At 68.6% G+C, this 20,336-nt stretch carries 17 protein-coding genes; 8 read left to right on the top strand and 9 right to left on the bottom strand.

Features of this window, described 5'->3' with window-relative positions; translation table 11 throughout:
* Positions 1–86: 86 nt before the first annotated feature.
* Entirely contained in the window at positions 87–2,294 is a 2,208-nt protein-coding gene (gene murJ, locus ACGFYP_RS08510; RefSeq protein WP_393488019.1) for a murein biosynthesis integral membrane protein MurJ, read from the bottom strand.
* A gap of 45 nt (positions 2,295–2,339) precedes the next feature.
* Positions 2,340–4,625, bottom strand: a complete 2,286-nt coding sequence (locus ACGFYP_RS08505; protein WP_393488017.1) for a DUF6049 family protein — start codon at positions 4,623–4,625, stop codon at positions 2,340–2,342.
* Positions 4,626–4,806: 181 nt separating this feature from the next.
* Here ACGFYP_RS08505 and ACGFYP_RS08500 point away from each other — a divergent pair, with 181 nt between their 5' ends.
* Entirely contained in the window at positions 4,807–6,249 is a 1,443-nt protein-coding gene (locus ACGFYP_RS08500) for a CCA tRNA nucleotidyltransferase (protein WP_393488015.1), read from the top strand.
* 74 nt (positions 6,250–6,323) lie between these two features.
* Here ACGFYP_RS08500 and ACGFYP_RS08495 read toward each other — a convergent pair whose 3' ends face one another.
* The 3 genes from ACGFYP_RS08495 to ACGFYP_RS08485 form a co-directional block, all read right to left on the bottom strand.
* Complete coding sequence (locus ACGFYP_RS08495; RefSeq protein WP_393488013.1) at positions 6,324–7,583, bottom strand: MFS transporter; 1,260 nt, start codon at positions 7,581–7,583, stop codon at positions 6,324–6,326.
* 77 nt (positions 7,584–7,660) lie between these two features.
* On the bottom strand, positions 7,661–8,743 hold the full coding sequence (locus tag ACGFYP_RS08490) for an inositol-3-phosphate synthase (RefSeq protein WP_361960229.1): 1,083 nt from the start codon (positions 8,741–8,743) through the stop codon (positions 7,661–7,663).
* Between the two features lie 48 nt (positions 8,744–8,791).
* Complete coding sequence (locus ACGFYP_RS08485; RefSeq protein ID WP_393488009.1) at positions 8,792–9,481, bottom strand: helix-turn-helix transcriptional regulator; 690 nt, start codon at positions 9,479–9,481, stop codon at positions 8,792–8,794.
* A gap of 534 nt (positions 9,482–10,015) precedes the next feature.
* Between ACGFYP_RS08485 and ACGFYP_RS08480 the strand changes: the two genes are divergently transcribed.
* From ACGFYP_RS08480 to ACGFYP_RS08470, 3 genes are all read left to right on the top strand, one after another.
* Positions 10,016–10,195 carry a hypothetical protein gene (locus ACGFYP_RS08480; RefSeq protein WP_393489217.1) on the top strand — a complete coding sequence of 60 codons (180 nt, stop codon included), beginning with the start codon at positions 10,016–10,018 and terminating at the stop codon, positions 10,193–10,195.
* A complete protein-coding gene (locus ACGFYP_RS08475; RefSeq protein WP_393489114.1) occupies positions 10,192–12,576 on the top strand; it encodes a transglycosylase domain-containing protein in 2,385 nt (794 codons plus the stop codon). The genes ACGFYP_RS08480 and ACGFYP_RS08475 overlap by 4 nt, the downstream gene beginning before the upstream one ends.
* 124 nt (positions 12,577–12,700) lie before the next feature.
* Positions 12,701–14,230, top strand: a complete 1,530-nt coding sequence (locus ACGFYP_RS08470) for a glycosyltransferase family 87 protein (RefSeq protein WP_393488007.1) — start codon at positions 12,701–12,703, stop codon at positions 14,228–14,230.
* Positions 14,231–14,233: 3 nt separating this feature from the next.
* Here the strand turns inward: ACGFYP_RS08470 and ACGFYP_RS08465 are convergent, their stop codons facing one another.
* From ACGFYP_RS08465 to ACGFYP_RS08455, 3 genes are all read right to left on the bottom strand, one after another.
* Complete coding sequence (locus tag ACGFYP_RS08465; RefSeq protein WP_361960237.1) at positions 14,234–15,265, bottom strand: alanine racemase; 1,032 nt, start codon at positions 15,263–15,265, stop codon at positions 14,234–14,236.
* A gap of 97 nt (positions 15,266–15,362) precedes the next feature.
* On the bottom strand, positions 15,363–16,481 hold the full coding sequence (locus ACGFYP_RS08460; protein ID WP_361960240.1) for a peptidoglycan bridge formation glycyltransferase FemA/FemB family protein: 1,119 nt from the start codon (positions 16,479–16,481) through the stop codon (positions 15,363–15,365).
* 128 nt (positions 16,482–16,609) lie between these two features.
* Positions 16,610–16,909, bottom strand: a complete 300-nt coding sequence (locus ACGFYP_RS08455; protein WP_361960243.1) for a hypothetical protein — start codon at positions 16,907–16,909, stop codon at positions 16,610–16,612.
* A 284-nt stretch (positions 16,910–17,193) separates the two neighbouring features.
* On the opposite strand from ACGFYP_RS08455, the gene rpsF reads away from it, so the two are divergent.
* The 4 genes from rpsF (at position 17,194) to rplI (ending at position 18,906) form a co-directional block, all read left to right on the top strand.
* The gene (rpsF, locus tag ACGFYP_RS08450; protein ID WP_004950685.1) at positions 17,194–17,484 is read left to right on the top strand and encodes a 30S ribosomal protein S6; all 291 of its coding nucleotides are present in this window, start codon (positions 17,194–17,196) and stop codon (positions 17,482–17,484) included.
* A 74-nt stretch (positions 17,485–17,558) separates the two neighbouring features.
* On the top strand, positions 17,559–18,146 hold the full coding sequence (locus tag ACGFYP_RS08445; RefSeq protein WP_361960246.1) for a single-stranded DNA-binding protein: 588 nt from the start codon (positions 17,559–17,561) through the stop codon (positions 18,144–18,146).
* A gap of 58 nt (positions 18,147–18,204) precedes the next feature.
* Complete coding sequence (gene rpsR, locus ACGFYP_RS08440) at positions 18,205–18,441, top strand: 30S ribosomal protein S18 (protein ID WP_005315025.1); 237 nt, start codon at positions 18,205–18,207, stop codon at positions 18,439–18,441.
* An 18-nt stretch (positions 18,442–18,459) separates the two neighbouring features.
* Entirely contained in the window at positions 18,460–18,906 is a 447-nt protein-coding gene (gene rplI / locus ACGFYP_RS08435) for a 50S ribosomal protein L9 (protein WP_361960248.1), read from the top strand.
* Positions 18,907–18,996: 90 nt separating this feature from the next.
* Here the strand turns inward: rplI and ACGFYP_RS08430 are convergent, their stop codons facing one another.
* Positions 18,997–20,334, bottom strand: coding sequence for an MATE family efflux transporter (locus tag ACGFYP_RS08430; RefSeq protein WP_393488000.1), 1,338 nt, complete (start codon positions 20,332–20,334; stop codon positions 18,997–18,999).
* Positions 20,335–20,336: the final 2 nt, after the last annotated feature.

Below are 20,336 nucleotides of genomic sequence, written 5' to 3'. Positions count from 1 at the left end.
CATCCAACAGCCATGCCAATTGTGCCCACAGTCGGCCGCTATGCACGACACGCGGCGGCCGACGATGGTTGTGCGGGGACGGATTCCTACCGTCCCAGGCGCCCACGGACCATACCGACCATGGAGTTCAGCTCCGCGATCCGCATCCGCTTGGCGGCCACGAAGAAGACGCCGAGCAGGACGGCGCCGCCGACGAGAAGAGCCACGAGCGAGCCGAGGGCCCCTTCGCCGAGGAGCTTCAACAGGCCGAAGCCGACGGCGCCGGCCACGATCGCGGCAGGCAGCGAGGCGAGGCAGAGACGGGCGTAGGTCCGCATGATGTGGGTGCCGTCCAGGTCGCCGCCGAGGCGGTTGCGCAGTCGGCGCCAGGCGACACCGACGCCGACCGCGTAGGCCAGACCGTAGGAGGCGGCCATGCCGACGACGGCCCACTGGGCCGGCAGCACGAAGTAACAGGCCGCCGAGGCAGCCGCGTTGACGGCGGCGACGATGACGGTGTTGTAGAACGGCGTCCGGGTGTCCTCGTAGGCGTAGAAGCCGCGCAGGACGACGTACTGGACCGAGTACGGGATCAGGCCGAGGCCGAAGGCCATCAGGATGAAGCCCATGCCCTGGGCGGCCTGGACGCCGCTGGAGGCGTAGAGCAGGGTGCACATCGGCACACCGAGCGCCAGGAAGGCGAAGGCGACCGGGACGATCGCGACGGCGGAATTCCGCAGGCCCTGCGAGATGTCGTCGCGGACGGCGCCGGGGTCGTCGTCGTGGGCGGCGCGGGAAATGCGGGGCAGCAGGGCGGCCATGACCGAGACGGTGATGATGGCCTGCGGCATGCCCCAGATCAGCTGGGCGTTGGAGTAGGCGAGGAAGCCGGCGCCGTTCTTGCCGGACGCCTCACCGGCCGCGGTGGCGAGCTGGGTGACGACCAGGACGCCCGCCTGGTTCGCGAGGACGAACAGCACGGTCCACTTGGCGAGTTTGACCGTCTTGCCGAGGCCGTGGCCCTTCCAGTCGAAGCGGGGCCGGAAGCGGAAGCCCGTCTCGCGGAGGTAGGGAACCATCGCCAGCGCCTGGACGACCAGGCCGAGCAGGGTGCCGATGCCGAGCAGGCGGATGCCGTCGTCGGGGATCGTCTGAACACCCATGTGGGATTCGGCGGAGGTGCCGTAGACCCAGATGAACAGACCGAACGTGACGATCATGACGATGTTGTTGAGGACCGGGGTCCACATCATCGCGCCGAACTTGCCCCGGGCGTTGAGGATCTGACCCATCACCACATGCACGCCCATGAAGAAGATCGTGGGCAGGCAGTAGCGGGCGAACGTGACGGCGACGCTGTTGGCCGCTGCGTCGTCGGCGATGGTGTTCGACATCAGCCGGATCAACACCGGGGCGGCGAAGACGGCGGCGACGACGATCGCGCCGAGCGCCACCATGACCAGGGTCAGCAGCCGGTTGGCGTAGGCCTCGCCGCCGTCCTCGTCGTTCTTCATCGAGCGGACGAGCTGCGGGACGAAGACCGAGTTGAGGCCGCCGCCGACGGTGAGGATGTAGATCATCGTCGGCAGGGTGTAGGCGATGGTGAAGGTGTCACCCAGCAGGGCGGCGCCGAGCGCGCCCGTGATGACCAGGCTGCGGACGAAGCCGGTGAGGCGGGAGACCAGGGTGCCGGCGGCCATCACCGCGCTCGACTTCAGCAGGCCGGAGGCGCGGCCGGACTTCTTCGGGGCGGGGGCGGGCATGGGGTTCGGCTCCGGAGCGGGCGGGGGCACCTGGCCGGGAGTCTGTTGGTCCCGGTAGAGGTGGGCGAAGGCGTCCGGTTCGGGCGTGTCGTCGCCGGCCCGGGTCACGAGGTCGTCCACGCCGGTGAACTGGACCGTGCGGGCGTCGTCGCCGTAGGGCAGATGGCGCGACGGACCGTCCGGCTCGGGGGCCGGGGTCTGGGCCCACACCCGGGGGTCCGGGGCGTGCTGGGGCGCCGCGGGCTGCTGGTAGAGCGGCTGCGGCTCCTGGTAGGTGCCCGGCGGGGGCGGGGGGTGCGCGGCGCGGTCGTAGAGCGCCTCGGTCACCGGGTCCTGCGCGGACAGATCCCGAGCCTGAAAGGGATCGTGGGTGTAGGCGTCCTGGACGTAGGGGTCCTGGGCGTACGGGCTCTGGGCGTACGGGTCGGAGGCGGGCTGCTGCGGTGGCGGAGCCGACGTCTCGCCGGGTCCCGGGGCCGCCGCGGGCGTTCCACCGGACGGCTCGGTGCCGCCCAGGCCGTGCCCGCGGTCACCGTCGTACGGCGCGTTCATGGTTACCCCACCTCATCGTCCCCGGCCGACCGGCCACGACATCGCTCAACGGTCCACTTTCTCACCCGGGCCAGACAGGTCGCCGCTTTCGTGGGCGGTGTCCGGTGTCGGGTCACTCGGCTGCTCGGGATCGTCGTCCTCCGCGGCCTCCGCTTCGGCGTTCCGGGCGGCCGCGCGCTTGCGCTGGGTGTACATCCGCGCTCCGGCGACGACGAGGAGCAGCACGCCGCCGGCGATGACGAGCATCACGGTCGGGGTGATCTCGGAGACCTTCACGGTGAAGGAGATGGGCTGTCCGTACGGCGTGCCGTCCTTGGTGAACAGCTGGGCCGTCATGGGCACCGGACCGTTGGCGTTGGCCGAGGCGTTGAACTTCACGGACTGGCTGTGACCGGCGCCGATCTTGACGGGGAGTTCGGCGACGGCCTCACCGTCGAGCTTCAGGCGGGTCCTGTTGCCGGACGTCAGCCTCAGCACGAGGTCGTCCACGCCCTGCAGCAGCTTGTTCTGGACGGTCACCGGGATGGTGGCGCTGCGGCCGGAGAGCGTGAGGTCCGACTTCTCGACCAGCTGTACCTCGCGGGTGAGGCTCTTGAGGTACTCGTGCACCGTGATCCGGTACAGGGAGGCCGCGGGGGCCTGGCCGCGCCAGGACGTGGACATCTCGCGGCTGATGGCGTTGCCGAAGGGCGTCACCACGCGGTCGGGCTGGGTGAGGATGACCTTGAAGTCGTCCAGATCCGCGCGGGTGTCCTTCATGTCGCGGAAGGCCTCGACCGGCAGCTCCTGCTTGCGCAGCTGCTGCGGATAGCGGGAAGCGCTCGGCACCTTGGTGCTGGCGTCAGGGTCCGGCTTCACCGCCGCGGCCCCGATCAGATCGAGGGGCTCCGTCCAGCGCCCGGCCGAAAGGCCGCGCAGCGCGGTCGCCATGGTCTGCGCCTGCGAAGCGCTCGGCATCCGCTGAGGCGCGACCACGATGCTGCGCTGCCGGTCGGGCTGTTCCAGGGTCACGGCGAGCGACTGGGCGAGGAACTCCTGGACGGCGAGGGTGGAGCTCCCCGCGGGGAGCATGTCGCCCTCGAAGGTCGTCGAGAGATAGGCGTCGCTGACGACGGCGGTGGTGCCACCGCCGATGGGGCGAGCCGCCGTCGGCGTGTACGGGAGGTCGTCCTGGAAGCTGTCGCTGCGGGCGATCACCTTGTGGGCGCCGGCCGAGGTCGCGACATCCATGATCGAGGGGTCGACCGCTCCGTCCACGGGCCAGGAGAAGTCGGTGGACGGCTTCACATGGAGGATCGTCTCCACGGTCGTCCCGGCCAGCTCCGTCGCAGGCCGGAGGTGGCTCAAGGAGCCGGGGACGTCCTTGCCGCGGTGGGCGAGCGAGGCGATGTCCGGGTCGGCGAAGGGCAGGGCGACGACCTTGCGGCCCACCACGGCCTTCTGCAGGGCGTCCAGCCACCGCTCGGCGACGGCCTGGTTCTTACCGGGGACCGTGCCCGTGCCGTCCTTGACCTGGTAGCTCCGCGTCATGGCGTCGACGGTCGCCAGCAGGTCCGGGTCGATCACCCAGGTGACGGGGAGCTCCTTGCCCAGCGTGACCATGTGGTCCAGGCGCCCGCCAGGGGCGAGCTCGGCGGCCAGGTCGTCGTTCTCGAAGACCGGCGTCTGCTGGTCGTCGGTGCCGGTCTGGGCCGACACATGGGCCGAGGAGATCAGCGGCCAGAGGTAGGTGAGCTGGGTCTTCTTCTCCGCCGCCTCGGGCTGGTAGGGCAGGAAGGTCCGCTCGATCCCGAGCACGTGATGCGAGGGCTGCGAGGAGGTCTGCCCCGAGAGGGAGACGCCCAGCTGGTAGACGCCCGCGTCGTCGAGTCCCAGCTTGTCGACGGGTACGGAGAGCTTGAACTCCTGGCTGAGCCCCGCCGCCAGCCGCGGGATCTTGACCGTGTAGCCACCACCGAGGGGAGAGGGGTCGCTCCCGGGCCGGTAGCCGGTACGGCCCGAGACCTGCTCGATCTCGCTCCGGCTCGTCATCCGGGGGCCGACCCTGACGTCGACCGTGGCATCGGTCACGGTCTGCTTGCCCCCGTTGGTCACCGTCCCGGAGAGGGTGACCGTGTCACCCTCCACCGGAGCGCTCGGCGAGAGCGTGTCGAGAGACACATCGACGGTTCGTGATCCGGTGGCGTCCTCGGCCGCGAGAGCCGGTGGGGCCACGGCGCCCTGAAGGAGCCCTGCGAGCAGCGGTGCGCCTGCAAGGAGGGACGCCGTCCGCCGCAGCCACCGACGGGCAGGTGAGGGAAGGGTCCCCTGGTTGTCTGCCGCCTCGGCCACGCGTTCGCCCGTCCTCGTCGTATCAGTGGTGTCGGTGGTTCCCCGTTGCTGTGTCCACGCATGGTAACGAGGCACGCCGGGGGCAAGTGCCGGGGACTGCTCCAGCCGATGGGGACAAGGTGGCCGGTCCCTGGGAAAACGGGGACGCTGCGCTGGGCCGGGGCACGTACCCTTTTCTGTTGTGCCGAACGCCAACGAAGACACCCCGACTGCACTGAGCCAGGTGCAACGCCGCGCGGTCAGTGAACTACTGCGCGTATCCCCTGTCGCCGACGACCTCGCCGTCCGATTCCAGGACGCAGGGTTCAGCCTCGCGCTGGTCGGCGGCTCGGTGCGGGACGCGTTGCTCGGACGGCTCGGCAATGATCTCGACTTCACGACCGACGCCCGGCCGGAGGACGTTCTCAAGATCGTCCGCCCGTGGGCCGACTCTGTCTGGGAGGTCGGGATCGCCTTCGGCACGGTCGGCTGCCAGAAGAGCGGCTACCAGATCGAGGTGACGACGTACCGCTCCGAGGCGTACGACCGCACCTCGCGGAAGCCCGAGGTCTCCTACGGTGACTCCATCGAGGACGACCTCGTCCGGCGTGACTTCACCGTCAACGCCATGGCCGTGGCCCTGCCGGAGAAGGAGTTCGTCGACCCGCACGGTGGCCTCGACGACCTCGCCGCGCGGGTGCTGCGCACCCCCGGAACGCCGCAGGAGTCGTTCTCGGACGACCCGCTGCGCATGATGCGCGCCGCTCGCTTCGCGGCCCAGCTCGACTTCGAGGTGGCCCCCGAGGTCGTCACGGCGATGACGGAGATGGCAGGCCGTCTGGAGATCGTCTCCGTGGAGCGGATCCGTGAGGAGCTCAACAAGCTGCTGCTCTCCGCCCACCCCCGCAAGGGGCTGGGTCTGTTGGTCGACACCGGCCTCGCCGCGTACGTACTGCCGGAACTGCCGGCGCTGCGGCTCGAGAGCGACGAGCACCACCGGCACAAGGACGTCTACGAGCACTCCCTGACCGTCCTCGAGCAGGCGATCGACCTGGAGGAGGACGGGCCGGACCTGGTGCTGCGCCTTGCCGCACTGCTCCACGACATCGGCAAGCCGCGTACCCGTCGCTTCGAGAAGGACGGTCGGGTCTCGTTCCACCACCACGAGGTGGTCGGCGCGAAGATGACCAAGAAGCGCATGACGGCCCTGAAGTACTCGAACGAGATGATCAAGGACGTATCGCGTCTGGTGGAGCTGCACCTGCGCTTCCACGGATACGGGACCGGTGAGTGGACCGACTCCGCCGTCCGCCGCTATGTCCGGGACGCGGGTCCTCTTCTCTCGCGACTCCACAAGCTGACCCGCTCGGACTGCACGACACGGAACAAGCGCAAGGCCGGCGCTCTCTCGCGCGCCTACGACGGACTGGAAGAGCGGATCGCGCAGCTCCAGGAGCAGGAGGAGCTGGACTCGATCCGGCCCGACCTGGACGGCAACCAGATCCAGGAGATCCTCGGTATCCGTCCCGGCCCGGCCGTGGGGCAGGCGTACAAGTTCCTGCTGGAGCTGCGTCTGGAGAACGGGCCGATGGAGCACGAGGCGGCCGTCGCGGCGCTCAAGGAGTGGTGGGCGACCCAGGGCTGAGTCGGGGCGGTCGATGTTTCACGTGAAACATCGACGAGGTCGCGTGAGGGAGGGGTGATGTTTCACGTGAAACATCACCCCTTCTGCCGTTGGCGCCCCAGCATCAGCGCGGTCGAGGCGTACACGACGGCGACCATCACGACGACAGGGACGGACCGGCCGTCGGGCGGCAGCATCAGCGCTGCGACCGCCGCCGCGCCCACGAAGGCGACGTTGAAGAGCGTGTCGTAGAGGGCGAAGACCCGTCCGCGGTAGGCGTCGTCCACGGACATCTGGACGACCGTGTCCGTCGCGATCTTGGCGCCCTGGGTGGCGAGCCCCAGGAGGAAGGCCGCGATCAGTAGAGGGGTCTGCGCGAAGGGCAGTCCGAGCGCGGGTTCCAGAACAGCTGCCGAGGCCGCGCAGGCGGTCATCCAGCCGAAGGGTCCGAGCCGCCCGATCGCCCAGGGCGAGACGAGGGCGGCCACGAAGAAGCCGGCCCCGGAGACGGCGACGGCGAGCCCCAGCAGCGCGAGTCCCTCGGACTCCGTGGAGCTCCAGGCGTAGCGGCAGAGCATCAGGACGGTCACCGTGAGCGCCCCGTAGCAGAAGCGCATCAGCGTCACCGCCGCCAGCGCGCGGGCGGCGGGCCGTCGCTCGGCCAGATGGCGCAGCCCGTCCATGAGACCACGGGCCGTCGAGGCGAGGGCGGCGCCCAGCCGGGGCTGGACCACCTCGGGGTCGGGGCCCAGGAGCTCGCGGGGCATGCGCAGGGAGGCCAGGGCGGAGCAGAGATAGAGGAGAGCGCCGAACAGGACGACGGCGGAGTCGGAGTCCTCGGAGAGCAGCCGGATCCCGAAGGCCAGGCCACCGCCCACCGTCGCGGCCACGGTGCCGGCGGTCGGGGACAGGGAGTTGGCGATGACCAGCCGCTCGTCGTCCACGACCCGGGGCAGCGCCGCCGAGAGCCCGGCGAGGACGAAGCGGTTGACGGCCGTCACCGACAGGGCGGAGGCGTAGAAGAGCCAGTCGGGAACGGAGGCCAGCATCAGGACGGCCGTGCTGCAGGCGAGGAGCGTCCGCAGCAGATTTCCGTACAGGAAGACCTGACGGCGCTGCCAGCGGTCGAGGAGGACGCCGGCGAAGGGCCCGATCAGGGAGTACGGAAGGAGCAGCACGGCCATCGCGGAGGCGATGGCGGCGGGAGAGGTCTCCTTCTCGGGCGAGAAGACGACGTACGTGGCCAGCGCCACCTGATAGACGCCGTCGGCGCACTGGGAGAGCAGACGGACGGCGAGGAGACGGCGGAAGTTCGTCAGGCGCAGGAGTACGCGCAGATCACGTACGACGGGCATGGCAGCAAGACTCACATACGAAGAGGGCCCCCGGGCGAAAGACCGGGGACCCTCGATCGGCGAAGTGGATCAGAGCTTTAGCGCTCGACCTCGCCCTTGATGAACTTCTCGACGTTGGCGAAGGCCTCGTCGTCGAAGTACTGCACCGGCGGGGACTTCATGAAGTACGAGGACGCGGAGAGGATCGGGCCACCGATGCCCCGGTCCTTGGCGATCTTCGCGGCGCGCAGCGCGTCGATGATGACACCGGCCGAGTTCGGGGAGTCCCAGACCTCGAGCTTGTACTCGAGGTTCAGCGGAACGTCACCGAAGGCGCGGCCCTCGAGGCGGACGTACGCCCACTTGCGGTCGTCCAGCCAGGCCACGTAGTCCGAGGGACCGATGTGGACGTTCTTCTCGCCCAGCTCGCGGTCGGGGATCTGCGAGGTGACGGCCTGGGTCTTCGAGATCTTCTTCGACTCGAGGCGGTCGCGCTCGAGCATGTTCTTGAAGTCCATGTTGCCGCCGACGTTGAGCTGCATGGTGCGCTCAAGACGGACACCGCGGTCCTCGAACAGCTTCGCCATCACGCGGTGCGTGATGGTGGCGCCGACCTGGGACTTGATGTCGTCGCCGACGATCGGGACACCGGCCTCGGTGAACTTGTCCGCCCACTCCTTGGTGCCGGCGATGAAGACCGGGAGGGCGTTGACGAAGGCGACCTTGGCGTCGATGGCGCACTGCGCGTAGAACTTCGCGGCGTCCTCGGAGCCCACGGGCAGGTAGCAGACGAGCACGTCGACCTGCTGGTCCTTGAGAACCTGCACGACGTCGACGGGGGTCTCGGCGGACTCCTCGATCGTCATGCGGTAGTACTTGCCGAGCCCGTCCAGGGTGTGGCCACGCTGGACCGTGACGCCCGTGTTCGGGACGTCGCAGATCTTGATGGTGTTGTTCTCGCTGGCGCCGATGGCGTCGGAGAGGTCGAGGCCGACCTTCTTGGCGTCGACGTCGAAGGCGGCGACGAACTCGACGTCACCGACGTGGTACTCGCCGAACTGGACGTGCATCAGGCCGGGCACCTTGGTCGCCGGGTCGGCGTCCTTGTAGTACTCGACGCCCTGCACCAGTGAGGCGGCGCAGTTGCCCACGCCGACGATGGCTACGCGAACCGAACCCATTCCGGTTGCTCCCTGTGTGATCGTGGAAGCCCTGCGGGATGCAGGGATTCACTTGGCGGTGTCGTCGGACGGATCCGGCCGGGTACTGCCCCCGTGCCGGGGCAGGCCGCCCGTTTCTCCAGATTCGTTGTCGTGCTGAGCGGCGCCCTCGTGGGCGTCGGGACCGGATCGCTGATCCCGTCCCGCCCGCTCGCTCTCGATGAGCTCGTTCAGCCAGCGCACTTCGCGCTCCACGGACTCCATTCCGTGGCGCTGCAGCTCAAGGGTGTAGTCGTCGAGGCGTTCGCGCGTGCGGGCCAGAGAGGCGCGCATCTTCTCCAGGCGCTCCTCCAGCCGACTGCGGCGGCCTTCCAGCACCCGCATCCGCACCTCCCGCTCGGTCTGGCCGAAGAAGGCGAAGCGGGCGGCGAAGTGCTCGTCCTCCCAGGTGTCCGGGCCGGTGTGGGAGAGGAGCTCTTCGAAGTGCTCCTTACCTTCGGCCGTCAACCGGTAGACGATCTTGGCGCGGCGTCCTGCGAGTGAAGCGGCGAGAGCGTCCTCGGGGGCGCTGCCCGGCTCTTCGATCAACCAGCCGCTGGCGACGAGCGTCTTGAGGCAGGGATAGAGGGTCCCGTAGCTGAAGGCCCGGAAGATGCCCAGCGAGGTGTTGAGCCGCTTCCGCAGCTCGTACCCGTGCATCGGAGCTTCACGGAGCAGGCCGAGGACGGCGAACTCGAGGATTCCCGAGCGTCTGCTCATCCGTCGCCCTCCTCTGCTTCGGGGTGCCTTATGCCGTGCTGATGTATCGACTCGATACATCCAGACGATAGAACGGCCACACTGCTGCGACAAGTGGGGCCACGGTGACCGGCGTCACATCGTCAATTCACAGCAATCGACTTGCCTGATTTGGGGTGAACTTCGGCCCTAGGTGGGTTTTGGCCGTGCGTAGTCTTGCGGCATGCAGAACACCGGGAACCGTGCGACGCCGCAGTGCGTCAGTGATCCGGGTGATCGGCTGCGGTACGGAGGGGCCTTTGGTGAGGTCCGGCCGTGCGCATTTCGGGGGGACCGGAACTCAACTGCCGCTTCCAGGCGTACGCGCCTGCCCGAGGAGTAGTCGTTCGATGAGCGAGCATCGTCGCAAAATGCCGCAGTCGCAGCCGCCGAGTGGCGGCCGCGCGGCGGCCCGGCGCGCTGCCCAGCAGCCCATGGGCCGCCGGTCGGCTCAGGGACGGGACGTCAGCACCGGCTCCCCTTCGTCGGGGTACGGAGAAGAGGAGCGCCCCTACGGTGGGCGTGCCGAAGCTCGCCGTGCCGCCCAGCGCGGAAGCCGTCGGCGTGCGCCCGACGGCGGCGCGGGGGGCCACGGTGGTCACGGTGGTGGCCGGCGTGGTGGCGGTGGCGGCGGCCAGGGCGGTGGCCCGGGTCGCGGCCGCGGTGGTGGCCGCCCGCCGGGTAAGAAGCGGCTGATCGACTACCCGCGCCACAACAAGTACGGCTGGCGCCGCTGGGTGCCTTCCTGGAAGCTCGTCTCGGGTCTCTGCCTGGCCTTCCTCGGCCTCCTGATGGGCGCGGCGACGTTCGCGTACTCCCAGGTGGCGATCCCGAAGGTGGACGAGGCCGCCACGGCGCAGAACAACGTGTACTACTGGTCCGACAAGACACAGATGGCCGCCACCGGCGGTGAGGTCAACCGGCAGATCGTCGGCATCGGCGACATCCCCATGGCCATGCAGAACGCGGTGATCTCGGCAGAGAACAAGACGTTCCGTGACGACTCGGGCATCGACCCGATGGGCATCGGCCGTGCGGTCTGGAACATGGCCAAGGGCGGGCAGACGCAGGGTGGCTCCACCATCACCCAGCAGTACGTGAAGAACAGCCTGCTCAACGATCAGTCGCAGACCTTGTCCCGTAAGGCCAAGGAGCTCTTCATCTCCATCAAGGTCGGTGCCGAGATGGAGAAGCCCGACATCATGGTGGGCTACCTGAACACCGCGTACTACGGGCGTGGTGCCTACGGCATCCAGGCCGCGGCCCGGACGTACTTCGCCAAGGACTCCAAGCACCTCAACCCGAGTGAGTGCGCCTTCCTCGCCTCTCTCCTCAAGGGCGCGACCTACTACGACCCCGCCGGCTCCACCGAGATCGACCCCAAGGCGACGCCAGCGGCGAACCTGCAGCGGGCCACGGAGCGCTGGACGTGGATCCTCGACGAGATGGTCAAGGACGGCCACCTCCCGTCGACGGAGCGTGCGAAGTACCCGGCCTTCCCCAAGGTGCAGCCGCCGAAGAAGAACGCGCAGCTGACCGGCCAGATCGGCTACCTGGTGAGCACGGCCAAGGCCAACTTCATCAACAACACCCCGGGGATGGACGAGAAGCAGATGGCCCGGGGTGGCTACCAGATCTACACGACCTTCGACAAGCACAAGGTCAAGGCGCTCGAGGACTCCATCAAGAAGGTCTACGCCGAGCACATCGATCCGAAGAAGCGGCCGAAGACGGACACGCACGTCCAGTTCGGCGGTGCCTCGGTCGACCCCAAGACCGGTGAGATCGTCGCCATCTACGGTGGTGCGGACGCCACCAAGCACTTCACCAACAACGCCGACCAGACCGGTGCGCAGGTCGGATCGACGTTCAAGCCGTTCGTCCTGGCCGCCGCCATGGAGTACGGCGTGCGGGACCCGAAGGGGCCCGAGGAGCAGGACTCCACGACCCGGACGATCGTCGACCCGAACAAGAGCCGCTACTCCGGCAAGAACGAGCTGCGGATCAAGAAATACGACGGCACGGTCTGGACCAACGAGAAGGGCGATGAGTGGCTGCAGGTCAACGACGATGACGCCAACTACGGCCCCATGAGCCTGCGCGAGGCGATGATCCGCTCCGCCAACTCGCCCTATGTGCAGCTCGGCATGGACATCGGCATCGATCAGGTCCGTGACACGGCCCGCAAGGCCGGTCTGCGTGACAGCTCACTGGTCCAGGCCGACGTCCCCTCGTTCTCCCTCGGTATCTCCGACCCGAGCGCGATCCGGATGGCCGGCGCGTACGCGACGTTCGCGAACAACGGAGAGCGCAACGACCCCTTCTCCGTGAGGGAGGTCAAGCGCAACAGCGAGACGATCTACAAGCACGAGGGGAAGACCGAGCGGGCCTTCTCCTCGGCGATCGCCAGCAACGTGACCGACGTCCTTCGTGATGTCGTCGAGCACCCGAAGGGCACTGGCCGTAAGGCCGCCATCCCTGGTCGGGACGTGGCCGGCAAGACCGGTACCACCGATGGCAACAACTCCGCCTGGTTCGTGGGGTACACGCCGAACCTGTCGACCGCGATCGACATGTACCGCTTCGACGACGACGAGACCAAGCAGGGTCGCAAGTTCGAGTCGATGTTCGGTACCGGTGCCCAGCCCAAGATCCACGGTTCGTCCTTCCCCTCGCAGATCTGGAAGGACTACATGACCGACGCGCTGAAGAACATGAAGGTCGAGTCGTTCCCCGAGCCGGAGGACCTGGACGCGGAGCCCGTCTTCGGTGGCGGTGCCTCCAGCCCGACCCCGACGCCGACGGAGACCCCGTCGCAGTCGCCGTCGGCGACCGTGACCCCCTCGCAGACGCCGTCGTCGACGCCCAGCAGCACGCCGAGCTCGGGCAAGACCTGCGACGTCTGGGACTGGCCGTGCAGCGACAACGGCGGTCAGAACGGTGGCCAGGACGGCGGACAGGACGGTGGCTCGACCGGGACACCGACGGCCCCGACGACACCGACGTCACCGACCCCGACGGACACCGCCACCGGCAGACCCAATGGCGGCGGAAACGGCTGGCTGGGCAGCGACTGACCCGCCCGCCGGGCTCCGCCCGGTAAGGCCCTGAGGGCCGTCGTATCCGGCACGTACAGACATGTACGGCGCCGGGTACGGCGGCCCTCTCCGTTTCTCAGGGACGTACGGCAGGATGTCCCCCATGCCGAGCCTCCACAAGACGAGTCCGCAGCAGGACCGGCCGCAGGACACCGCGATGGTGTGCCCCACCCGTCGCGACGAGGTCGCCGCCGCGGGCAGCGAACTGATCGGCGGGCCCGTCGGCCGACGAGCCCTTCTCGGCACCGGTGCGATCACCCCGGTGCGGGTGATCGCACTGGTGGCCATCGGGATGTTTGCGCTCGGCATGGTGCAGAAGATCCCCTGTTACGACTGGGCCTGGTTCCGGGGCTCGACGTCGCAGTACACCCACGCCTGCTACTCCGACATCCCGCACCTGTTCGTGGGACGCGGGTTCGCCGAGGGCCTGGTCCCGTACTTCGACCGGCTGAGCGGTGACATAGAGTTCCTGGAATACCCGGTCCTGACCGGGCTGTTCATGGAGGTCGCGTCCTGGCTCACGCCCGGTGGCGGCGACCTCGTGCACCGCGAGCAGATCTACTGGATGGTCAACGCGGGCATGCTCATGGTCTGCGCGGCCGTCATGGCCGTCGCCGTGGCCCGTACGCACCGCCGCCGGCCCTGGGACGCCCTGCTGGTCGCCCTGGCCCCCGCGTTCGCGCTCACGGCCACCATCAACTGGGACCTGCTGGCCGTGGCGCTGACCTCCGTCGCCGTACTGATGTGGTCACGCCGCCGCCCGCTCGCCTTCGGCATCCTGCTCGGCCTCGCGATCGCCGCCAAGTTCTATCCGTTCCTGATCCTCTGGCCGGTGCTCCTGCTGTGCTGGCGCGCGGGGCGATGGCGGGAGTTCGGTACGGCGCTGATCGGCGCGGCCGGGGCGTGGCTCGTGGTGAACCTGCCGGTCATGCTGCTCGCGCCCGAGGGGTGGAAGCAGTTCTACACGTTCAACGAGGAGCGGAACGTCGACTTCGGCTCCCTCTGGCTCCTGATCAGCCAGCGCTCCGGTGAGCAGATCACGCCCGGCAGCGCGAACACGTACACGATGCTGCTGATGGTGCTCGTCGGTGTGGGCCTCGCGGCCCTGGCGCTGACGGCGCCCCGCCGGCCCCGGTTCGTGCAGCTGGCGTTCCTGATCGTGGCCGCGTTCGTGCTGACCAACAAGGTGTACTCGCCGCAGTACGTGCTGTGGCTCATCCCCCTCGCCGCCCTGGCACGGCCGCGCTGGCGGGACTTCCTGATCTGGCAGGCGTGCGAGGTCATGTACTTCCTCGGCATCTGGATGTACCTGGCCTTCACGACCAGCGGCAACAAGCAGGGGTTGCCGACGGACGGCTACCACTTCGCGATCGTCCTGCACCTGCTCGGCACGCTGTACCTGTGCGTCATGGTCGTACGCGACATTCTGGCGCCCGAACGGGACGTGGTGCGGCAGGACGGCTCGGACGACCCCTCCGGGGGCGTCCTGGACGGCGCCGAGGACGTGTTCGTACGCGGCAGGGCGGCCCATCCCGCCCGGCACGCGGCCCCGGCCGTGGAGGGGCCGCGCGTGGAGTGGGGGGTCTCCCGACTCCCCGGGGACGCATGGCCCGGGGAGCGGCAGGAGGACTAGGCCCTAGCGCTCGACGAGCCGGTCGAACTGCGTGGTGGTGTGCCGCAGATGGGCGACCAGCTCGTCGCCGACCTTCGGCTCCTGGGCGTCGGACGGCACGAACAGGATCGAGACCTGCATGTGCGGGGGCTCGGCGAACCAGCGCTGCTTGCCGGCCCAGACGAACGGAGAAAGGTTCCGGTTCACGGTCGCCAGACCGGCGCGGGCCACGCCCTTGGCGCGCGGCATCACGCCGTGCATCGCCTTGGGGGCCTCGAGGCCCACCCCGTGCGACGTACCGCCGGCGACGACCACGAGCCAGCCGTCGGAGGCGGCCTTCTGCTGGCGGTAGCCGAAGCGGTCGCCCTTGGAGACGCGGGTGACGTCCAGGACGGAGCCGCGGTACTCGGTGGCCTCGTGGTCGCCCAGCCAGAGCCGGGTGCCGATGCGCGCGCGGAACCGGGTCTGCGGGAACTGCTGCTGGAGCCGGGCCTGCTCCTGTGCCCGCAGGTGGCTGACGAACATGGTGTTGAGCGGCAGCCTGGCGGCCCGCAGCCGGTCCATCCAGCCGATGACCTCCTCGACCGCGTCGGTGCCGTCCGTGCGGTCCAGGGGCAGGTGCAGGGCGAAGCCCTCCAGCCGTACGTCCTCGATGGCGGCGTGCAGCCGTCCCAGGTCCTCCTCGAGGACACCGTGGCGCTTCATCGAGCTCATGCACTCGATGACCACACGGGCGCCCACGAGGGCGTGCACGCCGTCCACGGACGACACGGAGCGGATCACCCGGTCCGGCAGCGGCACCGGCTCCTCGCCCCGCCGGAACGGGGTGAGGACGAGCAGGTCGCCGCCGAACCAGTCCTTGATCTTCGCGGCCTCGTACGTGGTGCCCACGGCGAGCATGTCCGAGCCGAACCGCGAGGCCTCGTCGGCCAGCCGCTCGTGGCCGAAGCCGTAGCCGTTGCCCTTGCAGACCGGAATCAGTCCGGGGAACTGGTCGATCACGGACTTCTGGTGCGCTCGCCAACGAGCGGTGTCGACGTAGAGGGAGAGCGCCATGGCCGGCCCGGAACCTTTCTGGTGGCTGCGGTGTATCAAAGGTATGTACGAGACCTACGAGATTACGTACGAGGTTACGGGCGTGGAGCCCGGGCCGTCAGCGGCGCGACATGTAGATGTCGAGCGCCTTGTGCAGAAGCTTGTTGAGCGGGAAGTCCCACTCGCCGACGTACTCCACCGCCTCGCCGCCCGTGCCGACCTTGAACTGGATGAGGCCGAAGAGGTGGTCGGTCTCGTCGAGCGAGTCGGAGATGCCGCGGAGGTCGTAGACGGTCGCGCCCATCGCGTAGGCGTCGCGCAGCATCCGCCACTGCATCGCGTTCGAGGGCCGGACCTCGCGGCCGATGTTGTCGGAGGCTCCGTAGGAGTACCAGACGTGTCCGCCGACGACGAGCATGGTCGCGGCGGAGAGGTTCACACCGTTGTGGCGGGCGAAGTACAGCCGCATGCGGTTGGGGTCCTCGTTGTTGAGGACGGTCCACATGCGCTGGAAGTACGAGAGTGGGCGCGGGCGGAAGTGGTCGCGGACGGCCGTGATCTCGTACAGCCGCTGCCACTCGGCGAGGTCCTCGTAGCCGCCCTGGACGACCTCGACACCGGCCTTGTCGGCCTTCTTGATGTTGCGGCGCCACAGCTGGTTGAAGCCCTTGAGGACGTCGTCGAGCGAGCGGTTGGCCAGCGGCACCTGGAAGACATAGCGGGGCTGGACGTCACCGAAGCCGGCGCCGCCGTCCTCGCCCTGCTGCCAGCCCATCTTCCGCAGCCGGTCGGCGACTTCGAAGGCACGCGGCTCGATGTGCGTGGCCTCGACGTCCTTCAGGCGCTTCACGTCCGGGTCCTGGATGCCGGACTTGATGGCGGCCGAGTCCCAGCGCCGGATGACGACCGGCGGACCCATCTTCACGGAGAAGGCGCCCTGCTGCTTGAGATGCGCGAGCATCGGCTGCAGCCAGTCGTCGAGGTTCGGGGCGTACCAGTTGATGACCGGGCCCTCGGGCAGATAGGCCAGGTAGCGCTTGATCTTCGGAAGCTGGCGGTAGAGCACGAGGCCCGCGCCGACGAGTTCGCCGGACTTGTCGAACCAACCCAGGTTCTCCGAGCGCCACTCGGTCTTCACATCAGCCCACGCCGGGACCTGGCAGTGGCTCGCCGCGGGCTGGCTCTGGATGAATGCCAGATGCTGCTCACGGCTGATGGTCCTCAGGGTCAGGCTCATGCGGGGCGCTCCTCGGCAGGTGTGTCCCCATCGGTCAGGGGCTCCGGCTCTCGCGCCGAAGCCTACTGTGACCGGGGAGCGCCCCGATGGGACACGTGTCCCTCGGGCCGGCGTGCGACCCGGACGCCTCAGGCGAGGCCGCCGTGGAACATGCCGAGGTAGAAGCCCACCGCCGAGGCGCCGAGCCCGACGATCAGTGCGAAGCGCTCCCTGGTCGTCACGGAGATGAACTGGCCGAACGCACCCGTGAGGATTCCGAGCAGTCCTGCCCAGGAGCTCAGCACGTGCAGGTGGTGGAACATCGCGGTGATGAAGGCCAGCACACCGAGGACGAGCGTCACGGCGACCAGGGTGTCCTGGAGGACGTGAGGCTTGCCGTCGGTGGCGAGGAGGGAGTGTCCGGGGTCGGGTTGCATTGCCTGTGCCATGGGGCACCTCCTGGCGTGCCTGCCGGACGGCGGCGCATCGTAGCGCCGCCGACATCCGTTGTGTACAGATTGCGTCCCCCCACCACCGGATTTCAACCGGAAGCCGGTGTGCGGGTACTCTGTACGGTCTGCACCGGTGTCTGCCCAGGTCCACCCTGGACCCCGACGCCCTCCTCGCTCGTCGAGGGGGTTTGTCAGTGGTGGCCGATACCGTTGCTTACGCATCACGACCCTCCTGCCACGGAACGACCGTGGCCGCTGAGTCCAAAGGAGGTGGGTTCCACATGCGTCACTACGAGGTGATGGTCATCCTCGACCCCGATCTCGAGGAGCGCGCTGTCTCCCCGCTGATCGAGAACTTCCTTTCTGTCGTCCGTGAGGGCAACGGAAAGGTCGAGAAGGTCGACACCTGGGGCCGTCGTCGTCTCGCCTACGAGATCAAGAAGAAGCCCGAGGGCATCTACTCGGTCATCGACCTGCAGGCCGAGCCTGCGGTCGTCAAGGAGCTCGACCGACAGATGAACCTGAACGAGTCGGTCCTCCGGACCAAGGTCCTCCGTCCCGAGACCCACTGAGCATCTAGCTCAGAGGTCATCGGGTTCGAGTAGCAGTAAGCAGCCAGAAGCAATCCCGCCGAGAGGTTCATCCAATGGCAGGCGAGACCGTCATCACGGTCGTCGGCAATCTTGTCGACGACCCCGAGCTGCGCTTCACCCCGTCGGGTGCGGCGGTCGCGAAGTTCCGTATCGCGTCCACCCCCCGCACCTTCGACCGTCAGACCAATGAGTGGAAGGACGGCGAGAGCCTGTTCCTGACCTGCTCGGTCTGGCGTCAGGCGGCGGAGAACGTCGCCGAGTCCCTCCAGCGCGGCATGCGTGTCGTGGTGCAGGGTCGTCTGAAGCAGCGGTCCTATGAGGACCGCGAGGGCGTCAAGCGCACGGTCTACGAGCTGGACGTCGAGGAAGTCGGCCCCAGCCTCAAGAACGCCACGGCCAAGGTCACCAAGACCACCGGTCGCGGTGGCCAGGGTGGCTACGGCGGCGGCCAGCAGCAGGGCGGCAGCGGTGGTAGCTGGGGTGGAAACTCCGGCGGTGCCCAGCAGGGTGGTGGCGGTGCTCCCGCCGACGACCCGTGGGCGACCAGCGCGCCGGCCGGCGGCGGCCAGCAGCAGGGCGGCGGAGGCAGCTGGGGTGGAAACTCCAGCGGCGGCGGCTACTCGGACGAGCCCCCCTTCTAGGGCACTCCCCTGGAAGGCAGCTCGTACCCAAACTTCTTGATCACACAGGAGAAACACCATGGCGAAGCCGCCTGTGCGCAAGCCTAAGAAGAAGGTCTGCGCGTTCTGCAAGGACAAGACCGCGTACGTGGACTACAAGGACACGAACATGCTGCGGAAGTTCATTTCCGACCGCGGCAAGATCCGTGCCCGCCGCGTTACCGGCAACTGCACGCAGCACCAGCGTGACGTCGCCACGGCCGTGAAGAACAGCCGTGAGATGGCGCTGCTGCCCTACACGTCCACCGCGCGATAAGGGAAGGGTGACCGAAAAATGAAGATCATCCTGACCCACGAGGTCTCTGGCCTCGGCACCGCCGGCGATGTCGTCGACGTCAAGGACGGTTACGCTCGCAACTACCTGGTCCCGCGTGGTTTCGCGATCCGCTGGACCAAGGGTGGCGAGAAGGACGTGGCGCAGATCCGCCGCGCCCGCAAGATCCACGAGATCGCGACCATCGAGCAGGCCAACGAGATCAAGGCCAAGCTCGAGGGCGTGAAGGTGCGTCTGGCCGTTCGCTCCGGCGACGCCGGCCGCCTCTTCGGCTCCGTGACCCCGGCCGACATCGCCACGGCGATCAAGTCCGCGGGTGGCCCCGACGTCGACAAGCGTCGCGTCGAGCTCGGTTCGCCGATCAAGACCCTGGGCTCGCACCAGGTGTCCGTGCGTCTGCACCCCGAGGTTGCCGCGAAGCTCGGCGTCGAGGTTGTCGCCGCGTAACGCTGCTCTCAGCAGTACGGAAGGGCCGCACCCCTCGGGGTGCGGCCCTTCCGCCGTTTCACGTGAAACACGGCGTTTCACGTGAAACATTCACCGCGTGGCGCCGGTGACGATCCAACGGCCGGAGCGCGAACGCAGCCAGAGGGTCAGCAGGCGGACGGTCATCATCAGCGTCATCGCCCACCAGAGCGCCGTGAGCCCGCCGCCGAGCACGGGAACGAGAAGCGCGACCGGAGCGAAGATGGCCAGGGTGACCAGCATGGCCCAGGCCAGATACGGGCCGTCACCCGCACCCATCAGGACGCCGTCGAGGACAAAGACCACTCCGGCGATCGGCTGGGAGACGGCGACGACCAGCAGAGCCGGGAGCAGGGTGTCCTGAACTGTCGTATCGCCGGTGAAGAGCGGGATGAAGAGCGGGCGGGCGATGACGAGGAGTGCGCCCAGAACGACTCCGGAGACCACACCCCACTGGACCATGCGACGGCAGACCTGTCTGGCGCCGTCGGCGTCGTCGGCGCCGAGGTAGCGCCCGATGATGGCCTGGCCTGCGATCGCGATCGCGTCGAGGGCGAAGGCCATCAGGCTCCACAGGGACAGGATGATCTGGTGGGCGGCGACCTCCGCATCGCCCATCCGGGCCGCGACGGCGGTGGCGATCATCAGGACCGCACGCAGCGAGAGCGTGCGGACGAGGAGGGGGACGCCCGCCTGGGCGCTGGCGCGGATACCGGCAGCGTCGGGGCGCAGGGAGGCGCCGTGGCGCCTTGCTCCCCGTACGACCACGACGAGGTACACGGCGGCCATGGCGCACTGGGCGATGACCGTGCCCCAGGCCGAGCCGGCGATGCCCATCCCGGCGCCGTACACAAGGCCCACGTTGAGCAGCGCGTTGACCGTGAAGCCACCGATGGCGACGTACAGCGGTGTACGGGTGTCCTGGAGGCCTCGCAGGACACCGGTGGCGGCCAGGACCACAAGCATGGCGGGGATGCCCAGGATGGAGATCCGCAGATACGTGGTGGCGTACGGGGCGGCCGTGTCGGAGGCTCCGAAGATGTCGACCAGCCAGGGGGCCGTGGGCAGCGTGGCCGCGACGACCGCTGCTCCCAGGAGGAGGGCGAGCCAGATGCCGTCCATGCCCTGCCGGATGGCAGCCTTGACGTCACCGGCTCCTACGCGGCGGGCGACGGCGGCCGTGGTCGCGTAGGCGAGGAAGACGAAGACGCTGACGGCAGTGGTGAGCAGGGCGGCGGCGATGGCGAGACCGGCGAGTTGAGGGGTTCCGAGGTGGCCGACAATGGCACTGTCGACCATCAGGAAGAGTGGCTCGGCGACGAGGGCGCCGAAGGCCGGCAGCGCGAGGGAGACGATCTCGCGGTCATGCTGCCGACGGACGGCCTTGAGGGTCGGGGGAGCCTGGGTCATGG

The sequence above is a fragment of the Streptomyces sp. NPDC048370 genome, assembly GCF_043200825.1.
Classification (GTDB): domain Bacteria; phylum Actinomycetota; class Actinomycetes; order Streptomycetales; family Streptomycetaceae; genus Streptomyces.
This window is presented reverse-complemented; position numbering and strand designations above follow the sequence as displayed.